This is a genomic window from Murinocardiopsis flavida (assembly GCF_003014485.1).
Taxonomy (GTDB): domain Bacteria; phylum Actinomycetota; class Actinomycetes; order Streptosporangiales; family Streptosporangiaceae; genus Murinocardiopsis; species Murinocardiopsis flavida.
In genome coordinates this window covers 24,044-43,484 of record NZ_PYGA01000029.1, presented here as the reverse complement: position 1 = coordinate 43,484, position 19,441 = coordinate 24,044, and the positions used below count along the sequence as shown (strand labels likewise).

19 protein-coding genes and 3 tRNA genes are annotated in these 19,441 nt (G+C 72.8%); 10 read left to right on the top strand and 12 right to left on the bottom strand.

The window, feature by feature from the left end:
* Positions 1 to 14: 14 nt before the first annotated feature.
* The gene (locus tag CLV63_RS28895; protein ID WP_106586410.1) at positions 15 to 1,682 is read right to left on the bottom strand and encodes an ABC-F family ATP-binding cassette domain-containing protein; all 1,668 of its coding nucleotides are present in this window, start codon (positions 1,680 to 1,682) and stop codon (positions 15 to 17) included.
* Positions 1,683 to 1,779: 97 nt separating this feature from the next.
* Between CLV63_RS28895 and CLV63_RS28890 the strand changes: the two genes are divergently transcribed.
* Positions 1,780 to 2,322: a GNAT family N-acetyltransferase gene (locus tag CLV63_RS28890; protein ID WP_106586409.1), complete on the top strand. Its 543-nt coding sequence runs from the start codon at positions 1,780 to 1,782 to the stop codon at positions 2,320 to 2,322.
* A gap of 174 nt (positions 2,323 to 2,496) precedes the next feature.
* Here the strand turns inward: CLV63_RS28890 and CLV63_RS28885 are convergent, their stop codons facing one another.
* Positions 2,497 to 3,021, bottom strand: coding sequence for a hypothetical protein (locus CLV63_RS28885; RefSeq protein ID WP_106586408.1), 525 nt, complete (start codon positions 3,019 to 3,021; stop codon positions 2,497 to 2,499).
* Between the two features lie 243 nt (positions 3,022 to 3,264).
* On the opposite strand from CLV63_RS28885, the gene CLV63_RS28880 reads away from it, so the two are divergent.
* Positions 3,265 to 3,690 carry an RNA-binding S4 domain-containing protein gene (locus CLV63_RS28880; protein ID WP_245929154.1) on the top strand — a complete coding sequence of 142 codons (426 nt, stop codon included), beginning with the start codon at positions 3,265 to 3,267 and terminating at the stop codon, positions 3,688 to 3,690.
* Between the two features lie 192 nt (positions 3,691 to 3,882).
* Here the strand turns inward: CLV63_RS28880 and CLV63_RS28875 are convergent, their stop codons facing one another.
* A complete protein-coding gene (locus tag CLV63_RS28875) occupies positions 3,883 to 5,298 on the bottom strand; it encodes an MFS transporter (RefSeq protein ID WP_106586406.1) in 1,416 nt (471 codons plus the stop codon).
* A 109-nt stretch (positions 5,299 to 5,407) separates the two neighbouring features.
* Between CLV63_RS28875 and CLV63_RS28870 the strand changes: the two genes are divergently transcribed.
* Entirely contained in the window at positions 5,408 to 6,184 is a 777-nt protein-coding gene (locus tag CLV63_RS28870) for a TetR/AcrR family transcriptional regulator (protein WP_106586405.1), read from the top strand.
* Positions 6,185 to 6,255: 71 nt separating this feature from the next.
* The gene (locus CLV63_RS28865) at positions 6,256 to 6,621 is read left to right on the top strand and encodes an iron chaperone (RefSeq protein ID WP_106586404.1); all 366 of its coding nucleotides are present in this window, start codon (positions 6,256 to 6,258) and stop codon (positions 6,619 to 6,621) included.
* 152 nt (positions 6,622 to 6,773) lie between these two features.
* Here CLV63_RS28865 and CLV63_RS28860 read toward each other — a convergent pair.
* The 4 genes from CLV63_RS28860 to CLV63_RS28845 form a co-directional block, all read right to left on the bottom strand.
* Positions 6,774 to 6,847: transfer RNA gene (locus CLV63_RS28860), tRNA-Phe, on the bottom strand.
* A 35-nt stretch (positions 6,848 to 6,882) separates the two neighbouring features.
* Positions 6,883 to 6,957: transfer RNA gene (locus CLV63_RS28855), tRNA-Asp, on the bottom strand.
* A gap of 108 nt (positions 6,958 to 7,065) precedes the next feature.
* Positions 7,066 to 7,138: transfer RNA gene (locus CLV63_RS28850), tRNA-Glu, on the bottom strand.
* 125 nt (positions 7,139 to 7,263) lie between these two features.
* Entirely contained in the window at positions 7,264 to 8,991 is a 1,728-nt protein-coding gene (locus CLV63_RS28845) for a metallophosphoesterase family protein (protein ID WP_106586403.1), read from the bottom strand.
* Positions 8,992 to 9,043: 52 nt separating this feature from the next.
* Here CLV63_RS28845 and CLV63_RS28840 point away from each other — a divergent pair, with 52 nt between their 5' ends.
* Positions 9,044 to 9,391: a metallopeptidase family protein gene (locus CLV63_RS28840; protein ID WP_106586402.1), complete on the top strand. Its 348-nt coding sequence runs from the start codon at positions 9,044 to 9,046 to the stop codon at positions 9,389 to 9,391.
* Positions 9,392 to 9,642: 251 nt separating this feature from the next.
* The gene (locus CLV63_RS28835; RefSeq protein WP_245929152.1) at positions 9,643 to 11,097 is read left to right on the top strand and encodes an MFS transporter; all 1,455 of its coding nucleotides are present in this window, start codon (positions 9,643 to 9,645) and stop codon (positions 11,095 to 11,097) included.
* A 189-nt stretch (positions 11,098 to 11,286) separates the two neighbouring features.
* On the opposite strand, the gene CLV63_RS28830 is transcribed toward CLV63_RS28835, so the two are convergent.
* Positions 11,287 to 11,547 carry a PspC domain-containing protein gene (locus tag CLV63_RS28830; protein WP_106586401.1) on the bottom strand — a complete coding sequence of 87 codons (261 nt, stop codon included), beginning with the start codon at positions 11,545 to 11,547 and terminating at the stop codon, positions 11,287 to 11,289.
* 161 nt (positions 11,548 to 11,708) lie between these two features.
* Here CLV63_RS28830 and CLV63_RS28825 point away from each other — a divergent pair, with 161 nt between their 5' ends.
* From CLV63_RS28825 to CLV63_RS28815, 3 genes are all read left to right on the top strand, one after another.
* Complete coding sequence (locus CLV63_RS28825) at positions 11,709 to 12,542, top strand: alpha/beta hydrolase (protein ID WP_106586400.1); 834 nt, start codon at positions 11,709 to 11,711, stop codon at positions 12,540 to 12,542.
* Between the two features lie 173 nt (positions 12,543 to 12,715).
* Entirely contained in the window at positions 12,716 to 13,987 is a 1,272-nt protein-coding gene (locus CLV63_RS28820) for a TIGR02679 family protein (RefSeq protein ID WP_211301523.1), read from the top strand.
* Positions 13,988 to 14,108: 121 nt separating this feature from the next.
* Positions 14,109 to 14,924, top strand: a complete 816-nt coding sequence (locus tag CLV63_RS28815) for a phytanoyl-CoA dioxygenase family protein (protein WP_106586440.1) — start codon at positions 14,109 to 14,111, stop codon at positions 14,922 to 14,924.
* 118 nt (positions 14,925 to 15,042) lie between these two features.
* Here the strand turns inward: CLV63_RS28815 and CLV63_RS28810 are convergent, their stop codons facing one another.
* The 4 genes from CLV63_RS28810 to CLV63_RS28795 all read right to left on the bottom strand — a co-directional run bounded on the left by CLV63_RS28810 (position 15,043) and on the right by CLV63_RS28795 (position 18,824).
* Positions 15,043 to 16,287: an RNA polymerase sigma factor gene (locus tag CLV63_RS28810; protein WP_245929150.1), complete on the bottom strand. Its 1,245-nt coding sequence runs from the start codon at positions 16,285 to 16,287 to the stop codon at positions 15,043 to 15,045.
* Positions 16,284 to 16,637, bottom strand: coding sequence for a YciI family protein (locus CLV63_RS28805; RefSeq protein ID WP_106586397.1), 354 nt, complete (start codon positions 16,635 to 16,637; stop codon positions 16,284 to 16,286). Before CLV63_RS28805 ends, CLV63_RS28810 begins: the two co-directional genes overlap by 4 nt.
* Before the next feature lie 377 nt (positions 16,638 to 17,014).
* Positions 17,015 to 17,788: a hypothetical protein gene (locus CLV63_RS28800; protein WP_106586396.1), complete on the bottom strand. Its 774-nt coding sequence runs from the start codon at positions 17,786 to 17,788 to the stop codon at positions 17,015 to 17,017.
* 133 nt (positions 17,789 to 17,921) lie between these two features.
* A complete protein-coding gene (locus tag CLV63_RS28795; RefSeq protein WP_170134366.1) occupies positions 17,922 to 18,824 on the bottom strand; it encodes a LysR family transcriptional regulator in 903 nt (300 codons plus the stop codon).
* 353 nt (positions 18,825 to 19,177) lie between these two features.
* Here CLV63_RS28795 and CLV63_RS28790 point away from each other — a divergent pair, with 353 nt between their 5' ends.
* Positions 19,178 to 19,342 (top strand): hypothetical protein, encoded by a 165-nt coding sequence (locus CLV63_RS28790; RefSeq protein ID WP_245929148.1) that lies wholly within the window; start codon positions 19,178 to 19,180, stop codon positions 19,340 to 19,342.
* Positions 19,343 to 19,441: the final 99 nt, after the last annotated feature.

Below are 19,441 nucleotides of genomic sequence, written 5' to 3'. Positions count from 1 at the left end.
GGACCCCGGCGCGGTCACCGCACCCGGTCGACCCGGCCTTCGTCCCAGACCGGGTCGGGCGACTCGTAGACCGCGCCGTCGGCGCCGAACACCAGGTAGCGGTCGAAGGAGCGCGCGAACCAGCGGTCGTGCGTCACGGCGAGGACGGTCCCCTCGAACGACTCCAACGCGGTCTCCAGCGCCTCGGCCGACTCGACGTCCAGGTTGTCGGTGGGCTCGTCGAGCAGCAGCATGGTCGCCCCCGACAGCTCCAGCAGCAGGACCTGGAAGCGCGCCTGCTGCCCGCCCGAAAGCGACGCGAACCGCTGCTCGCGCTGGTGGACCAGCTCGTAGCGCTGCAACATCGGCGCCGACTTCTCCAGCGGGGTCGCGTGGTCCTCGGCGAGGATGCCGGTGAGGGTGCGCCCGTTCCACTCCGGGTGGTGGTGGGTCTGCGCGAAGTGCCCGGGCCGCACGCGCGCGCCGAGCTTCGCCACCCCGGTGTGCGCGACGGACGCCGGGTCGGCGAGCAGCCGCAGGAAATGCGACTTGCCCGACCCGTTCGAGCCCAGCACCGCGACCCGCTCGCCGTAGAACACCTCGGCCGAGAACGGCTTCATCAAGCCGGTGAGCTCAAGGTCCTTGCAGGTCAACGCCCGCAACCCGGTACGGCCGCCGTGCAGGCGCATGCTGATGCGCTGCTCCTTCGGCGGCTCGGGCGGCGGCCCGGCGTCCTCGAACTTGCGCAGCCGGGTGACGGCCGCCCGGTACCGACTGGCCATCTCGTCGCTGTTCGCGGCCTGCTGGCGCAGCGTCAGCATGAGCTTGCGCAGCTGCGCGTGCCGCTCGTCCCAGCGCCGCCGCTGCTCGGCGAACCGGGCGTGCCGGTCGCGGCGCACCTGGTGGTAGCTCTCGAAGCCGCCGCCGTGCACCCACGCGGAGTTGCCGGCCGCCATGCCGCCCTCGACCGTGACGAGGTGGCTGGCGGTGCGCGCCAGCAGCTCCCGGTCGTGGCTGATGAACAGCACGGTCTTCGCGGTCTCGCGCAGCCGCTCCTCCAGCCAGCGCTTGCCGGGGACGTCGAGGTAGTTGTCGGGCTCGTCGAGCAGCAGCACCTCATCGGGGCCGCGCAGCAGCGCTTCGAGCACGAGCCGCTTCTGCTCGCCGCCGGACAGCGTGCCCAACTCCCGGTACTGGCAGCGGGCGAACGGCACCCCGAGAGCGGCCGTGGTGCACACGTCCCACAGCACCTCGGCGTCGTAGCCCCCGGCGTCGCCCCAGTCGGCGAGGGCCTGGGCGTAGCGGAGCTGGACGCGCTCGTCGTCGCGCTCCATCATCTCCAGCTCGGCGGCGTCCAGCCCGAGCGCGGCCGAACGCAGGGCCGGCGGCGACACCGACACCAGCAGGTCCCGCACCGTCGACGCCGACGCCAGCGGGGCGCTCACCCCGTCGGCGTCGGCTTCGGCGCTCGCCTGGGAACCGATGAACTGCCGCATGACGCCGATACCGCCGCTGCGGGTCACCGCGCCTGCCGTCGCCGGGGCGTCGCCCGCGACGATCCGCAGCAGGGTGGTCTTCCCGCTGCCGTTCGCACCGATCAGCGCGGCCTTCATCCCCTCGCCGACGCGAAAGGACACGTCGTCGAGCAGCGTGCGGCCGTCGGGCAGCACGTAGCCCACCCCGGCGAGATCGATATGGCCCATGGGGACCCATGATCGCGGCTCCCCACCCGCGCGGTCCAGGAGTTTTCCGTCACCGCTGTCGAACCGGTGCGCGGCGCCGCATGCACAATGGTCGGCCATGGACGCACATCCGGAGATCCGCACGGCGCGCCCCGACGACTTCGCGCGCATCGCCGCCGTCATCGACGACTGGTGGGGCCGGCCCATGCAATCGGCGGTGCCCCGCCTGTTCCTCGACCACTTCCACCCGACCAGCCTCGCCGCCGACATCGCCGACACCGGCAACCGCGGGGACGGCGGGGGCGGCGGGGACGGCGGGGACGGCGGGGACGGCGGGGGCGGCGGGGGCGGCGGGGACGGTAGGGACGGCCTCGCCGGGTTCCTCATCGGCTTCCCCTCCCCCGCTCAGCCCGACGCCGCCTACATCCACTTCGTCGGGATCAGCCCGGACCACCGCAGGACCGGTCTCGGCGCGCGGTTCTACGAGCGGTTCTTCGCCATCGCCCGCGAGGCCGGCCGGAGCCGGGTGCGCGCCATCACCTCGCCGGTCAACACCCGGTCGGCGGCGTTCCACCGCGCCATGGGGTTCACCGAGTCGGGCCCCATCGCGGACTACGACGGCCCCGGCGCCGACCGCCTCCTCTTCGAGCGGACCCTCTGACCCGCGCCGTGTGACACGCCGCGCGTGACACGCGCCGCGCGATGCGCGGCGCGACGTGCGGCGAGCGCCAACCGGCCCGTCGGTCCGGTTGGCGGTGGGCCGGTGGCCGGTGGACTGGTGGACCCCTCCGCCCGCCCCGCCGAAGCGGGCACCCCGCCGGAACCGAAGCGCCGGTCACCTCGTCCGCCGCACTGCGCGATCGCCGCCGCGGGCACGCAGGTACACCGTCCGGCCGATGACGGGCAGCACCGCGGAGCACAGGGCGACCGGCACGACCGTGACCAGGAACCGACCGGAGGGGCACCACAGCCGCGGCGGCGGCGCCGGGTAGGAGCCGGGCTGCACCATCTCGCAACCGATGGCGAACGCGTCGACGACGATGAACGCCGCCGCGCCGCCGACCAGCATCCCGGCGAGGGCGAGACCCGCCTCGGTGTACCGGCGCCCGCGGACTACAGCGAACACGAGCAGGACGAGCCCGGCGGCGAGCAGCGCCGCGACGGGCACATCGGGCAGGAACCGGACCGCCGGGCAGTCCATGACCGGAGCGGGCGCGCGGCCGCCGCCGGGCGGCGCCCCCGGCGCACTGAGCATGCAGCCCAGCCCGAGGACCTGGATGCGCAGGCCCGCGATCGTGGCGGCGACCGCCCCCGCCCCCACGGCCCACACCCAGGCGCTGCCCCTCAGCCGCCGGCTCACAAGCGGTCTCCCAACGACGCGACACACCGGAATCCCCCTACGACGGCGACAAAGCCGTCGCCGTTCCCGCGAATGCGGCGCCCAACGTCCGACCGGATCGGACGCATTGCTCGCACCGGCCCCGGGTCGGCCCATCCGCCGGCGGTCGTGCAGCGGGCCGCCTTCGGCGGCCCGCTGCGGTTACAGTGCGCGTGAGGGGATCCGGGCAGGGGTCCGGGCGTCGAACGGATGGGAGCGGCCACGGTGTCGGGTGCGAACGGGGCGCCGGTGGAGCGCGGCGCCGGCGATGTGCGGCCGCTGCCGCCAGGGCCGCCGACCACGCGGGTCGACCGGTGGTTGTGGGCCGTGCGGCTCACCAAGACGCGCGCGGACGCCGCGCAGGCGTGCCGCGGCGGACATGTGCGCGTCAACGACCGGCCCGCGAAACCGGCGACGCCGGTGGGCGTCGGCGACGTCGTCAAAGCCCACCTGAACGGCACGACACGCATCGTCGACGTGGGGCACGTCATCGAGAAGCGGGTCGGCGCCCAGGTCGCGGTCCGCTGCTACGTCGACCGCACCCCCGCCCCTCCGCCCGAGGCCGCGATCCCCGTGGCGCGGCGCGAACGGGGCGCGGGCCGCCCCACAAAGCGCGACCGCAGACAACTCGACCGGTTCCGCGAACTCTGAGCGGGCGGCGTGCGCCGGTCCGATCCGACAGCGTCCCGCCCACGGCCCGATATGCGCGGCTCCACATACCGGGGTTCGTCGAGCAGGTGGCGTGCACGCCGGTCCGACCCGCCCGTGTTCCGCCGTCCCGCCCGCGGCCCGGTGTGCGGCTCCACGTATCGGGGTTCGTTGAACGGGCGGGCCGGGTGGCGATCACGCGGCGGCCTCTTCCCGGTCGCGTGCCGGGCGCGGGACGCGGCGCGGGTTGATCAGGATCAGCGTCGTGATCACGGCGAGGACGGACAGCGCGGCGGACGCGGTCAGGACGGCTCGGGTGCCGTCGGTGACGGCGTTCGGGTCGGGTCCGCCGTAGATCGTGTAGACGGCGCCGAGCGCCGCTGTGCCGACCCCGCCGCCGATGGACGCCAGCGTGGAGACGCTGCCCGCCACCATCCCCACGCGTTCGGGAGCTGTGACGTTGACCGCCACGGCCATGACGGGCGCGCCGGCGATCCCGCCGCCGGCTCCCCAGGCCAGCAGCGGGAGCAGGAGCGCCCACCACTGGGTGTCGGGGGTGACCAGCAGCGCCAGGGCGGTCAGCCCCGCGCCCTTGAGGGCGTAGCCGAGGCCGATCACCAGGCCGGGCGCCCAGTGGCTGAGCAGCTTGGAGCCGACCATGCCGGTGATCATCTGCGCCGCGAAGATCGGGGTCATCAGCAAGCCCGCGGCGGTCGGGCTCAGGCGCAGCGCCTCGGCGAAGTACAGCACGAGGTAGACGGTGCCGCCGATGGTCAGCACCCGGGAGAGGAACACCGCCAGCATCGCGCCGGTGAACGCGGGCCGGGTGAACATCCACAGTTCCAGGGTCGGTGACGGCACGCGGAGCTGGACGAGGAAGAACCCGGCCAAGGCCACTGCGGCGATGGCCAGCAGCGCGGTGTCCCGGCCGCTCCAGGGCGCATCGGGGCGGAGCATGAGCATGGTGGTGGTGCCGAGGCCGGCCATCAGCAGCAGGCTGCCGACCCAGTCCGGCCGGGCGTCGGAGGCGGCGCGCGGGAGCCGTGGGAGCACGCGTGCGGCCAGGATGTAGGCGGCGATGCCGAGGGGGACGTTGATCGCGAAAACCGCCCGCCACCCGAAGGCGTCGATGAGCAGTCCGCCGAAGGTCGGTGCGATCAGCCCGGCCGCGGTCGCGAACGACCCCCATGCGCCGATGGCGAGGTTGCGCGCCTCACCGGAGTACCGGCCCGACAGCAGCGGGATGCCGTTGACCATGATCACAGCCGCCCCGGCCCCTTGGACCGCACGGGCGGCGTTCAACCACCCCAGGCTCGGCGCGGCGGTCGCGGCCACCGACGCCAGTGTGAACACCGCGATTCCGGCCAGGAACAGCGGGCGCCGCCCCCATCGGTCCGAGAGGCTGCCCACGACCTGGGTAAGCGCTCCCATCGCGACCGTGTAGGTGACCACCACCGACTCAGCGGACGCCCCACCGGCGATGTCCGCGCTGATCGACGGCAGCCCGAGCGCGACGATCGTGATGTCGATGACCACCAGCCCGGTGGAGGCCATGACCAGCACCAGCACACCGCTGAACGGCGGCAGACGACGGGACTTTCCAGTGGCCATTCGGTCCTCGGATCCGCAGGTGACGAAGGGTTGCCTCACCAGCCTGCTGCCATCCCGACCCAAAAGTCAACGTGTGTGAAGTTTAAGCGTGGGCACATACGATGGGCCCATGGCCTCCACGTCCCGGTCCCGCCGCCGCCCCGCCACCCGCAAGGGCCGCCCGGTGCTCACCCGCGAGATCATCGCGGCCAAGGCGTTGGAGATGGCAGCGGAGCAGGGATTCCGCGCAATCACCATGCGCGCGCTGGCCGCCGGACTCGGGGTCACCGTGCGCGCGCTGTACAACTACGTCGAGGACCGCGGGCAGGTCGTCGAACTCACCGTCGAACTGATGCTCGACGCCTGGAACCCACCCCCGCTCGACCCCGACACCTGGGAGGACTCGGTCGCCGGATACGCCCGGTCGCTCCGCACCCTGTATCGGCGCTGGCCCCGCGCCCTGCTCGTCTCCATCGACGAAGACGCGCCCCCGGCGTCGATCCACCCCAACCGGCTGGTCAACGTCGACCGGTTCCTCGCGCTGCTGCGCGCCGTCGGCCTCAGCACCCCGGCGGCGCTCGAAGTCCACCGCCACCTGTCCCTGCTCGCACTGTCCTTCGCGCTGATGGTCGACCACCCCGCCGACCGCGCCGCGACCGCCGATCGCACCGCCACCGCCACCGCCGCCGCCGCCGCCGAGCGAACCGACACCGACGACCGCGCCGCGGCCACCGACCGACCGCTCGTCCCCGAGGCATGGCTCGACGCCCACGCCGACCTCGACATCCCCACCCTCCGCGAAGCCGCGCGGCTGCCGAGCCCCACACCCGACGAGCAGTTCGACACCCTGATCGCCGCCGTCACCGACCAGATCAGGGCCCGACGGGAGACCGCACCGAATCCATAGCCGCCCGAGCCGGGCCCGCTTCGGCGGTCGCGTCCTTGATCACCGCTTCGGGCCCGGCGTAGCCTCGCAGAATGGTGCAAAGCCAGGCGGGTGACGTGGACGGCTATCTGGCCGAACTCCCCGAAGCGCGAACGCCCGCCGTGACCCGGCTGCGGCAGTTGTGCCGCACAGAGCTCGCGGGCTTCACCGAGGTCATGGCCTACGGCATGCCCGCCTACGAGCGCGACGGCGTCGCCGAGATCGCGTTCGCCAGCCAGAAGCAGTACATCTCCTTCTATCTGATGCGAAGCGACGTCCGCGACGCGTTCGCCACCCGGCTGGCAGGACACGACATGGGCAAGGGCTGCCTGCGCTTCCGCAACCCCGCGACCATCGACTTCGACCTGATCCGCGACCTTCTCAGAGCAACAGCAGCCAACCCGGGAAAAATCTGCTGACACCACCGAGGCGCAGAACTTCAGCGCGTATTCAGCACAGCGGGCGCTGGGGAAGCTGGGGGATGCGCTCGGCTGACGCGGTTGCTGTCGCGTTGCCGTCAAAAAAGCCCGGGACCGTAGTGGTCTCGGGCTTCTTGGCTGTTCAGAGTGGGTGGCCAGGGGCGGGGTCGAACCGCCGACCTTCCGCTTTTCAGGCGGACGCTCGTACCGACTGAGCTACCTGGCCGCAGATACGTCGATTGACGTATGCGGGGGTATGTGCGGTCCTGACGGGATTTGAACCCGCGGCCTCCACCTTGACAGGGTGGCGAGCACTCCTAGCTGCTCCACAGGACCTGGTTATTCTGTTTGCGCCTCAGCGCTGCCCCTATGGTAGCGGGTTCCTCGCGCTGCTGCGTTCCTTATTCTGCCAGACCCCCGGCACTGCTTCGTACCGGAGAAAAGTACCCCCAACGGGGTTCGAACCCGTGTTACCGCCTTGAAAGGGCGGCGTCCTAGGCCACTAGACGATGGGGGCCTCGACCACGAAACAGCCGTCGTTCTCCCACGTGCCAGCCGTCGGGGACGGGTCAAGCATAGGGGAGATTCCGGCACATGCCAAAGCGATTGAACGGCGCTCCGTCCGGACATCGGCAGCGCAGCTCAGCGGCCCGCCGAGGGGGACGGCCGCGGCGAGCCCGCGGCCCCGCCCGCACCGCCGCTCGGGCCTCCGTTCGCTCCGCCACTGGCGCCCCCGTTCACTCCCCCAAGGGCACCCCCGCCTATCCCCCCGCTGGCGCCGCCGCTTGCTCCGCCGCTTGTTCCCCCGCTGGGGGCGGTCGGGGATGCCGGGGGTGTGGTTCCGTCGCCGGGGGCGAGGGGTTTGACGTCGCGGTCGGGCTCCTGTTCGATGTGCCGCTCGATCTGGGCCGATGTCAGGCCCATGCCCGCGAGGGTGATGTCGTCCCACGCCTGGAGCCGCTTGGTCTCGGCGTCGAAGTACAGCACCGACGCCTGGTAAGGGGTGGGTTCGTCGTCGTCGCCCATGCCGAGCAGGCCGGCCCCGCCGGTGGAGCCCTGCTCGAAGAACCGCGTGCCGGTCGGTTCGAGTTCGGTGCTGCGCCGGTGGCCGTGGCCCGAGAGCACCAGTGGCACCTCGCCGCTGAACGAGCGCGCCTGGGCCGGGTCGTGCAGCACGGCGACGTCCAGCGGGGGGTCGGCGCCGCTCACGGCCGCCGCCTGCTCGTCGCCGATGGCGGTGACCTGCTGCCGGGTGGGGTTGCCGCGCGCCTTGTCCGGGGTGAACCGGGGGTCGCCGGCGCCGTAGAAGCGGATCCCCTCGACCTCGCGGACGTCCTCGTCCAGCACGACCGCGTTGTCCTGGGACTCGACGGCGCGCTGGGTGCCCATGGAGTCGTGCGCGCCGCGCACCCACACATAGGGGACCTTCAGCGAGGAGATCTCGTCGGTGAACGCGTCCTCTGTGGCGCTGCCGCGGTCGGTGAGGTCGCCGGAGTCGACCACCACGTTCACCTGGAACTGGTCGGTGAGGGAGCGGATGACGTTCCACGCCGCGGGGTTCAGGTGGATGTCGGAGACGTGCAGCACGCGGATGGTGGAGTCGTCGTCCTCGTACACCGGCAGCGTGGAGGTGACCTCGTACAGCCGTGAGACGTTGCCGAGCAGCCCGGCGAGCTGCCTGCGGTACTCGGAGAACCGGTTGATCGCGCTCTCCGCGCTGCCGACGACCTGGGGGGCGCCGGCGAGCAGGCCGGTGTAGCGCGGTTCGGCGATGGCGTTGGGGTTGAACGTTGCGTACCCGGCGCCCCCGGCCGCGGCGAAGACGAGCAGGGCGGTGAGCCCGCTGTAGCAGGCGCGCCGCCAGTCGCGGAAGAGCAGCATCGCCGCGATCGCCGCGCCGAGGACGGTCGCGATGGCGGCCTGGACGAACAGCCGGATGACGCCGTTGCGGAGGTCGTCGCCGATGCCCGCCGCGATCTGGTCGATCGCGGCGGGGTTCTCGAACATCTCCTGCGCGGCCTCCAGGCGGATCTCCGAGACGGACGCCTCGAAGCGCAGCGGGGCGGCGTGCGTGTCGAAGCCGAGCTTGCCGAGCGGTGCGACGTTCAACACGGTCTCGCCGTGCCATGAGGGGCCGACGCTCAGGCGGACGTCGGCCGGGCCGACCGGGGTCATCACCTGCCCGCCCATGGCCAGCCCCAGCCAGCCGCCCAGCAGGGCCGCCGCGACGACGGAGGCGATGCGCCACCAGCGGCTGCGCAGAAACCGGCGCGCGCCGTCGCGCACCAGGCCGATGCCGGTGCGCAGACGTTCGGGGTCCGGTATCGCCCTCAACTGTGCGAGCACGGATCCATCATCGCGTGTTCTCATCTCGAAAGCCCTGTGTGGCGCGGGGTGTTCCCACTGCCGCACAATACGAGACGTGGTCGAACTGTCCCGCCGACGCTTCGAGGAACTCGTCTCCGACGCCCTCGACTCCATTCCCGACGAACTCACCTCCCTGATCGACAACGTGGTCATCACGGTGTGGGACGAGTCACCGTCCGACCCCGGGTTGCTGGGTCTGTACGACGGGATTCCCCTTACCGAGCGGGGCGACGGCTATGCCGGGGTGCTGCCCGATCAGGTTTTCATCTTCCAGCGGCCCATCTGCGCGATGTGCGCAACCGAGGACGAGGTGGTCGAAGAGGTCAGGATCACCGTGGTGCACGAGATCGCGCACTACTTCGGGATCGACGACGACCGGTTGCACGAACTGGGTTGGGGTTGACCGGGCGCCGCCCCAATTGATCACCGTCCGTAACCGCAGGTGCGGCGGGTCCCATCCGGCGCGGAGTGTCCGAATCGGCGTCCAGGACCGCCGGGGACGCCATTCACATAGCGCACCACCGGGTCTCAGCGGCAACGAAACATGCACTAATTGCGCCGAACGACTTGCGGAACCCACCCCTCATCCGGGACCGTATGTTATCGAACCACAACCGAGAGTGACCCGAACGCGATCCAGTATGGGAGTCCCGGGTGGGCAATCCGCGCACGGACAACCAGACGTTCGGCATTCCGCGGCAAGGCTCCGAGACCGGCGCGCCCGGCCCGCAGAACGCCTCGGCCGGGGCCTGCGGCAGCGACGACACCGGCCCGTCCGCCGCCGGCCCCGACGACGGCTCTGCCCCGGGCGCGCCGCCCACCTCGTCCGACCCTCCATCGCCCGCTCCGCCCGGGCACCCTCCCGAGCCCGACTGGCGCCGCAGCTACGGCGAGGTCATGCGCATCCGGGAGTTCCAGGCCCTGTGGCTCTCCCACGCGCTCTCGATGACCGGCAACTTCGTCCTGAGCATCGCGGTCACAGCACTCGTCTACCAGCAGACCTCGTCGGCGCTCGCCTCCGGCTTCACCATGGCGCTGACCTTCATTCCGCAGATCATCGGCGGGCCGCTGCTGTCCGGCCTGGCCGACCTGTTCCCGCGCCGGCGGGTCATCATCGTCAGCGAGATCACGCGCGCCGTGCTGGTGGCGTCCATCGGCATCCCGGGGCTGCCGTTGTGGGCGGTCTGGGTGCTGGTGTTCGCGTCGATCCTGCCCCTGGTGCCGTTCAGCGCGGCGCGCGCCGCGCTCATGGCCGAGATCGTCCAGGGCGACCGCTACATCGCCGGTTCCGCCATCATCAACCTGACCTCGCAGGCGGGGACCCTGGTGGGGCTCATCGTCGGCGGCGTCGTCGCCAGTGCCATCGGCTCGCACCTCGCGGTCATGTTCAACGGGCTGACCTTCCTGCTCGCCGCCGCGATCATCGCGGTCGGGATCAGGGCGCGCCCCGCGCCGCACCACACCGAGGCCGCGCGCCCCTCGCTGTGGACCATCACCCGCGACGGCACCCGGCTGGTCTTCAACGACCGCCGCCTGCGCACACTCGGCCTGTTCGCGTGGTTGGCCGGCTTCTACATGATCCCCTCGGGCATCGCCAACCCCATGGCGGCCGAGTCGGGCGGTGGCGCGGCCGCCGCCGGACTGATCATGGCCGGCCCCGCCATGGGCGCGATCGTGGGCGGCCTGGTCCTGACCCGGATGGTCAACCCCGATACCCGCATGCGCCTCATCGGGCCGCTGGCGGTGTTCTCATCGGTGCCGCTGCTGCTGTGGGTGGTGGAGCTGCCGCTGTGGCTGATGGTGGCGCTGCTGGCCGTCGGCGGCGCGGCGGCGTCGTACCAGTTCGTCGCGAACGCCGCGTTCGTCCTCTGCGTGCCGCCCGAGGGCCGCGGGCTCGCGTTCGGCCTGGTCGCCGCGGGGCTCCAGGCCGTTCAGGGCATCGGCATCGGCGTGTCGAGCCTGCTCACCGAGGTCGTCGGAATCCAGGCGGTGGTGGTCGCGGCGGGGCTGCTCGGCGTCGTCTGCGCGGTCGTGCTCACGGCCTCCTGGTTGCGGATCGCCCCGGAGGTCGCGAGCAGCGTGCGCGGTTCGGAGTCCCCTGCGGCGTGAGCCGCCACCCCCGCTACCGGTAGGTGCCGCGGCGCGCGCCGTCAACAGGTTCCGCCGCGCTCAGCTCGCCGCCGGCCCCCGAGGATCCCTGACAGGATTCCGCGGTCTCCCCGTTTGGCTCCCGGCTGCCCTGGAACAAATTCCGGGGAAGCCGGGAGACACTTCCTGACCTGGCCCTCAGTGTCCAGCTCACAGGTTCGACTGCTTCCCCTGGAAGTTGCGGATGATGTGCTCCAGCACGGAGCCCTCGGCGCCCTGTTCGGGCATCACCAGCCAGGCGATGATGTAGAGCAGGATGCCGCTGCCGCCCAGCAGCAGGAAGATGCCGAAGGCGAGGCGGACGAGGTTGGCGTCGACACCGACGAACTCGCCGATCCCGCCGCACACCCCGGCGAGGATGCGCTGGTTCTTGCTGCGTCGCAGGCTTTTCTTTCCCATGTTCTCGTTCATGTCCTCAGAATGCCCGGTCACCGGGCACTTTCCCATCCGGTAGTCCCCTGGCCGCCCCCTGAGTCGACCCTGAGCGCGCCGGGCGGCCCCGCGCGCCGCACACCGAGGCGGCCCCGAGACCGGCACCCCATTGCCCGGGTGACGCCGGTAGCGTGTGCGGTATGACCGCGCTGAGATCCCCGTTCGCGCTCGCGGGAATCGTCGTGCTGGTCGTGCTCGTCCTGCTCATCGGCACCGTCGTGCTGGCGCAGCGCAGCCTCGTCTTCCTCCCCGACACCGGCACGCCCGCCCCTGCGGGCCGCCTGGTCGAGGGCGCGTCCGACACCGCCTTCCGCACGGGCGACGGGCTCGAACTCGGCGCCATGCTCGTCCCTGCGCGGCCGGCGGCCGACACCGGGATGGCGGTGCTCGTGGCTCCCGGCAACGGCGGCAACCGGGCCGACCGCGCGGGCACCGCCCGGGCGCTCTCCGACGCCGGTTTCACCGTGCTGGCCTTCGACTACCGCGGCTACGGCGGCAACCCCGACAGCCCGTCCGAGGACGGGCTCGCCGAGGACGCCCGCTCGGCGCGGCGCCACCTCCTCGAAGAGACGGGACTGCGTCCCGACCGGCTGCTGTACTTCGGCGAGAGCCTGGGCACGGCCGTGGTCACCCGCCTCGCCGCCGAGCAGCCGCCCGCGGGGCTGCTGCTGCGGTCCCCGTTCCCGTCGCTGGCCGACCTCGCCCGCGTCCACTACCCCTACGTGCCGGGGGCGCTGCTGCGCGACCGCTTCGCGCTGGCCGAACACCTGGCCGAGGTCCGGGCCCCCGTCACCGTGGTCTACGGCGACGCCGACACGATCGTGCCGCCCCGGCTGAGCGAGCGCGTCGCGGCTGTCGACGGCCCCGACATCGAACGGGTGGTGATCAGCGGCGCAGGCCACAACGACCCGGTGATGTTCACCGGGGACGAGGTCGTCGGCTCCCTGCGCGCACTCGCCGAACGGGCCCGGTGACCCGCTGCGGCCCCGCGGGCGGCCGCCCACGGCCGCCGGATCCCGCCGGGACCGCCCGCCGCGGTGCGCCCGCGTGGCACGCTGGTGACCGCGTCGGCGCCGTGGGTACGACTGCCGCAGCGGCGGCCGCGGCACGGGGTCCGCGGTCGGCCGACACCCGTAAGGAGATGTGCGTGGAACTGAGCGATGACGGTGGTGCCGCGCGGGTCGACGCGGACCGGTTGCGGCAGGTGCTCGGCGCGCCCCAGCTCGACTGGCTGGTCCAGCGGATCCGGCAGCGCATGGAGTCCGGTCGGCCGCTCACCGGGCCGGTGTCGGTGCCCGACGCCACCGAGGAGCAGTGGGCGGCGGTGCGCCACCTGCTCGGCCGCTCTCCCCGGTCGGGGCGCTCCCTGACGGTGAACCTCGTCGCCGTGGACGAGGTCCTGCGGCGCTCCGGGGTGAGCCCCGCAGGGCTCGGCCCCGCCGTCGAGGCGCTCACCGGCCCGGTGCCGACGCCCGGCGGGGGCGAGGACGCGCTGGCGCGGGCCTGGCACGACGCCTACACCCCGCTGTCCACAGCCTGTGCACAACGCCCCGACCTCGCCGAGTGGTTCGACCGGCTCGTGGTCTCGGGCCTGGTCCGCCGCGTGGCGGGCGACGTCGAGAGCGCGGCGCCGCTGCTGCGCATGCTCGCGGCCGTGGTCGCCGAGCTGCCGTCCAACGGCGAACCGGTCCGGGCGTTCGCCGAGCGGGTGTGCGGCGACCCCGGCGCCCTCGACGACGACCGGGCCCTCACCACCCTCACGCTCGGCGCGGTGCGCGCGCTCACCGACGTCGGCATTGGCAGCGGCAGCCAGTGGAAACGCGAGGTGTGGGCCTCGGCGGGGCTGCTCAAGGACGACCTCGACAGCACCGTCGTCACGCTCGGCCTGCCCGGCGACACCGAGACCGCAACGGGGCGGGCGCTGCGCGCCCTCACGGCCGCCGGCCAGCCGGCGGTGCTGACCCTGCGCCAACTCGTCCGCGACGCCCCCCTCCCGCTGCCGGCCGGTACGCCGGTCCACGTGTGCCAGAACACGGCCGTCCTCGCCGCGGCGGCCGACCGCCTCGGCGCGCGCAGCCGCCCGTTGGTGTGCGCCCAGGGCCAGCCGGGCGCCGCGGCGATGACCCTGCTCCGGCACCTCCTCGGCGGCGGCGCCGAGCTGCGCTACCACGGCGACTTCGACTGGGCCGGCATCCGCATCGCCAACGTGCTGCACCGCCGCCTGCCGTGGTCCCCGTGGCGCTACGCCGCCGCCGACTACCGGCAGGCCATCACCGCGGTGAACAGCGGACGGTTGAACGGCAACGCCGTCACCGCCGACTGGGACCGCGCGCTGACCGACTCCATGGCCCTCACCGGATACGGAATCGGCGAGGAGCAACTGCTCGACGGCCTGCTCGCCGACCTCCGGACGGACTGACCCCGGCCCCCCGCCCGCCCGCCCGCGGAGGCACCCGCAGATGCACCCGCAGGCAGCGGAGCGCCGGACCGCGCCGTCCGCGGTCTGGCGGGAACCGGGGCCGAGGCGCATCGTGGGACCCATGGCAATCCACTCCCTCGCGGACGACCGCCCCGTCGACCCCGCCGACATCACGCACTTCGCCGAGCACGGCTTCGTCAAGCTGCCGGGCGCCCTCAGCCCCGCCGCCGTCGCGGCCTGCGAACCGGAGATCACCGGCACGGTCATCGAACTCAACACCCAGCACCTGCCCCTTGCCGAACGCGACACCTACGGAAAGGCGTTCCTCCAGGTCGAGAACTTGTGGCGGCACAGCGAGTCCGTCGCCGCGCTCGTCCACTCCCGCCGCCTGGCGCGCATCGCCGCCGAACTGCTCGGCGTCGACGGCGTCCGCCTCTACCACGACCAGGCGCTGTACAAGGAGTCCGGCGGCGGGATCACGCCATGGCATGCCGACCAGCAGTACTGGCCGCTCGGCTCCGACCGCGCCGTCACCGCCTGGATCCCTCTCCAGGAGACCCCCGACGACATGGGCCCGCTCGCGTTCGCCGCAGGCAGCCACCGCCACGACCTCGGCCGCGACCTGCCCATCAGCGACGAGTCGGAGCGGGCCGTGCAGGCGGCCCTCGCGGAGCAGGGTTTCCCCGTTGTGGCCGACCCCTACGCGCTGGGCGAGGTCAGCTTCCACCTCGGGTGGACGTTCCACCACGCCGCCGCCAACGACTCGGGCACGGCCCGCCGGGTCATGACCGTCATCTACATCGACGCCGACATGCGCGTCGCCGAGCCCCGCAACGACTTCCAGCGCGCCGACCTGGCGGCGTGGCTGCCCGGCACCCGGCCGGGCGAGGTGCCCGACACCCCGCTGAACCCGGTCCTGTACCGCGCCGAGCGGTAGGCGGGTCGGGACGTGAATGGGCTGGACTGTAAGCGTGTCGGGTCGTGAACGGGCCGGGACGACCGGCGCCCCAGTCGCGGCCGCCGGGTCGCCGACCGAGCCCCGTCCGACGTACCGGTCACCGGCCGAGGGTTGTCCGCCGCCGCTCCAGGAAGGCGCGCTCGGCCTCGTTGCCGGCGCGGGCGATCGCCGCGTCGTAGGCCGCCGCTGCCTCGGAGTTGCGGCCCAGCCTGCGGAGCAGGTCGGCGCGGACGGCGTGGAACAGGTGGTGCCGACCGAGGTCGATCCCGTCGACGAGGGCGAGCCCCGCCGCGGCCCCCTCGACCTCCGCCACCGCGACCGCGCGGTTCAGCGCGACGACGGGTGTGGGCGTGAACGCGGCGAGCTGGTCGTACAGCCGCAGGATCTGCGACCAGTCCGTCTCGGCGGCGGTCGGCGCGTCGCTGTGGACGGCGTTGATCGCCGCCTGGATCTGGTACGGGCCGGGACGGCCGCGGCGGAGGCACCGCCGCACGAGGTCCTGGCCCTCGGCGGTGCGGTCGCGATCCCACATGCGGCGGTCCTGCTCGGCCAGCGGCACCAGCCCGCCGCCGTCCGTCGTGCGGGCGGCCCTGCGCGCCTCGATGAGCAGCATGAGCGCGAGCAGGCCCAGGACCTCCGGTTCGTCGGGCATCAGTTCGGCGAGGAGCCGCCCGAGGCGGACGGCCTCCGCGCAGAGGTCGTCGCGGACGAGCCGGTCGCCCGAACTCGCCGTGTACCCCTCGTTGAAGACGAGGTACACGACCGCCAGCACGGCGCGGAGCCGGTCGGGCAGGTCGGCCTCCTCGGGGACCCGGTAGGGGATCCGCGCGTCGCGGATCTTGCCCTTCGCGCGGACCAGGCGCTGCGCCATGGTCGCCTCGGGCACCAGGAAAGCGCGGGCGATCTCCGCCGTGCTGAGCCCGCCGAGGAGCCGGAGTGTCAGCGCCACCCGGGACGCGGGGGCGAGCGCGGGGTGGCAGCACGTGAAGATCAGGCGCAGCCGGTCGTCGCGCACGGGGCCCTCCTCTGGGGGATCGCCGCCCTCTGGGGGATCGCCGCGGGTGTGCAGCAGGGCGGCGCGCGCGTGCCGGTCCGCGCGGGACGCCTCGCGGCGCAGCCGGTCGACGGTCCGGTTCCCCGCCGTGGTGATGATCCACCCGGCGGGGCGCGGCGGGATCCCCGTTGCGGGCCACCGCTCGGCGGCGGTGGCGAACGCGTCCTGGACCGCCTCCTCGGCGACGTCGATGTCGCCGAATCGGCGGACCAGGACGGCCACGGCGCGGCCGTACTCCGCGCGGAAGACGCGTTCGACCTCCGCTGCGGATGCGGGTTCCGAGGTCACCCGCAGGAGCCGAACTCCATCGGCCGGACCTCGATCGGCAGCGTGGTCGCCCGGGCCAGCTTGCGCCCCCATGCGAGCGCGGCGTCGAGGTCGGCCGCCCGGATGACCGTGAACCCGCCGATGTGCTCCTTGCCCTCGACGAACGGGCCGTCCGTCGTGAGCACCTCGCCGTCCTTCGCGGTCAGCACGGTGGCCGTGCTCGGCGGGAACAGGCCCCCGGCGAACACCCAGGCCCCGGCCTCCCGCAGCTCGGTGTTCACCGCCTCGATGTCGCGCATGATCGGGGCGAGGAAGTCGGCGGACGGTGCGGGCCCGTCGGGCTGGTAGATGCTCAGCAGGTACTGCTGCATGACTGCGCCTCCTCGGTGCGGCCGGCCTGGTGCCGGCCTCTTACCCCCTATACGAACGGGCACCGCCCGGATCGACACCGCGACACGTCCGAATCTCCCACTGGTTTTCCCGCGCGCCCCCACGAAACCCGTCACCACCGCAGAACCGTCCCCTGCGGCGAGTCGTCCAAGGCGGCGGGACGCTCAATGCGGCGGACGCTCCGGACGGTGGGACGCCCGACGCGGCGGACGCGGATTGCGGCGGATGCCCGAGACGACAGAACGCACCGAGACGTGGGAGTGCCGCGCCCCCGGAGGGGATGGGAGGGAGTCTCCGGGGGCGCGGCTGGGAGGGGCTGCCTGGGAGGTGTGGAGGGGCCGCCCCTTGGTTCAACGGGTCAGGACGCGATGCCGCACGCCTCCTGCCAGGCGTCGGGGCCCAGTGCGCGGTTCTGCACGTGGGCGTAGGCGGCGTGGATGTTGAGCAGGTGCCGCTCCGGCGCCGCGGCGTCCCACGCCTTCAGCTCGCCGCGCTGCCAGGCGTCGGCCGCCGCGGCGCGCGGGGACGTGCAGGCGGTCGACCCGGCGCGGGCGATCCGCTCCACGACGTCCAGGTAGACCAGGCGGGAGCGCAGCGCGCGGCGCGCCTGCTCGCCGGTGTGGACGGTCCCGTAGGCGCCGATTGCGGTGCGCACGGGCAGGCCCGCCAGGGTCCGCAGCGCGGTGCGGGCCGTGCCCAGTCCCAGGTGGCCGAGCAGCGGGGCGCCTGGGGCCAGCAGCTGACCGGCGGCCAGCAGTCCGCTGTGCTCGTCCCAGACCACCGCAACGGGGTCGCTGCCGAGCCGGTAGGCGCAGCCGGCCCCGGGAAGCGGATGCCCCGGTCCGGCATCGTCGGCGGTGACGCGCGCGGTGTGCTCCGGCACCCGCTCGCCGAGTCCCTGGTCGGGACCGGTCCAGACCACTGCGGCCAGACGTCCGCTGCCGCTGGCCCGCGACGCCTGGGCGAGCGCCTCCTCGCCGTCGTCGGCACCCATCCCCGCGTCGACGAGGACGATGCCGGCCCGGGTGCTGAGCGCCACACCGCCCGGGCTGCGCTTGTCGCCCGCGGGCAGGAGTACCGGACCAAGGGCCGACGTCCCCAGAGGCTGCGCGAGGATGTCGGCGGCGGTCATGGTCGGGTGCCTCCCGGTCCGTGGTGAAGGGTGCGGCGCGTCACGCCATGCATCCACACCACCACGGGCCGACAGCATTTGTCATTGCCGCAATTCGCAAGGTAAAATTCCGACGGTTTTCATTGACTTTCAACTACATTTGTGCATCCGCGTTCTCAGGGGTGCGGTGGCACAGATCGATGATGTCGAGCAGGCCCCGCAGCGCGGGCCGCTGGTCGTCGCGGCGCACCGTCACACCGATCCGGCACGGCCGCCCGGACAGCGGCACCCACCGCACGTGCCGGGTCTGCCAGGGGTCCTGGCCGACCATTCCGTGCAGCGACAGGCGGCGGGTCGTCGCCACCGCCGTGCTCACGTGGCCGGGGTCGGTGATCACGGTGTCGCGGGGTGCCTCCGCAATGGGCAGGTCGTCCGACCAGTCGGCGAGCCGGCCGCGCGCATCGGCCGCCAGGAACGGGGCGTCGGCGACGTCCTCGGGGTTGAGCAGGTCGGCGTCCGCGAACTCGCTGCTCGCGTGCGCCACGATCGCGCGCGACCAGGTCGAGGTCGTCAGGCACTCCAACTCGGGCTCCTCGGCCCCGGTGAGCTGAACAATGGCGAGGTCGACCTCGCCGAGCAGCACGGCGGTGTCGTGGTTCTGGGTCGAGATCGGCGTGTAGGAGAGCTGGACGCCGGGCCACCGCTGCGCCCAGGTCGAGCGGACGGGCTCCCACATCTCGCCCAAGCCGACGCCGAGCACCCCGATTCGCAGCACCGACGCGCCCGGTTCGACCCCGGCCCCGGCGCTGGGCAGGGACTCCAGGGCATCCAGTGTGCGGCGCAGGTGCGCCAGCACATGGCGCCCGCGGGCGGTGATCTCCACCTCGCGACCCGGTCCGCGATCGAAGATCGGTGCACCCACGGTGTTCTCCAGACTCTTGACGCTTCTACTGATAACGGACGGGGAGGTGTACAGCTCCTGGGCAGCACGGCCGAAGTGCATCTGCTCGGCCACCGCAAGGGTGTGGGCCAAAGTGCGGGGATCGATGAACGTCACACGCGCCTCCATTTCCAACGATGGACGAACCGTAAGCGACACCGCAGCCATGATCGACAAATCGAGCGCAAAGGCTGTGAAACTGTCGCCTTCCGGCAACCCCCGCACCACGGTGCACACCGGACCACGCCCCCCGCGCGGCCACCGCCGTCACCAGCACCTCGGCACACCCCTCCCGACCCGTGGACTACACGCGGGGACCGATCCCGGCCCACGGCCGGCGGGCGGGGCGCGGACCCGGACATCGTCCCCGTCGGGTGCGCTGTGCTCAGGTGCCCGCCAATGTGCGTGTCAGCGCCCCTGGTGGAAGACGGTGTGGAGGTGGCACTCTCGGACTTCACCAGGTGCTCACTGTGACAACAGCCGCCAACCTTCGTTCACAGGCGGTGACGCGCCGGATCGGCATGACCCGGGACCCGGCCGATGACCTCGACGACCTCACGGCGCCCGAAGGTCCGCTCCGACCGAACGTGCTGTACCGGATCGCCAGTAGTTGCGAGTTGACGGTCTCGGCTTGATCACGTGGTCAAGCCGCGGGTGCTGGGGCGCCCGTCCCACCGGATCCCCTTTGCACTGCGGATGCGAGCGCGTTCCCCACGCCGGGCGGCGAGAACGTC

Coding starts and splice junctions, on each gene's coding strand:
- CLV63_RS28895 (WP_106586410.1), bottom strand. CDS start 1,682: ATGGGCCATATCGATCTCGCCGGGGTGGGCTACGTGCTGCCCGACGGC.
- CLV63_RS28805 (WP_106586397.1), bottom strand. CDS start 16,637: ATGCAGCAGTACCTGCTGAGCATCTACCAGCCCGACGGGCCCGCACCG.
- CLV63_RS28875 (WP_106586406.1), bottom strand. CDS start 5,298: ATGGCCACTGGAAAGTCCCGTCGTCTGCCGCCGTTCAGCGGTGTGCTG.
- CLV63_RS28865 (WP_106586404.1), top strand. CDS start 6,256: ATGGTGCAAAGCCAGGCGGGTGACGTGGACGGCTATCTGGCCGAACTC.
- CLV63_RS28815 (WP_106586440.1), top strand. CDS start 14,109: ATGGCAATCCACTCCCTCGCGGACGACCGCCCCGTCGACCCCGCCGAC.
- CLV63_RS28890 (WP_106586409.1), top strand. CDS start 1,780: ATGGACGCACATCCGGAGATCCGCACGGCGCGCCCCGACGACTTCGCG.
- CLV63_RS28870 (WP_106586405.1), top strand. CDS start 5,408: ATGGCCTCCACGTCCCGGTCCCGCCGCCGCCCCGCCACCCGCAAGGGC.
- CLV63_RS28845 (WP_106586403.1), bottom strand. CDS start 8,991: ATGAGAACACGCGATGATGGATCCGTGCTCGCACAGTTGAGGGCGATA.
- CLV63_RS28800 (WP_106586396.1), bottom strand. CDS start 17,788: ATGACCGCCGCCGACATCCTCGCGCAGCCTCTGGGGACGTCGGCCCTT.
- CLV63_RS28830 (WP_106586401.1), bottom strand. CDS start 11,547: ATGAACGAGAACATGGGAAAGAAAAGCCTGCGACGCAGCAAGAACCAG.
- CLV63_RS28825 (WP_106586400.1), top strand. CDS start 11,709: ATGACCGCGCTGAGATCCCCGTTCGCGCTCGCGGGAATCGTCGTGCTG.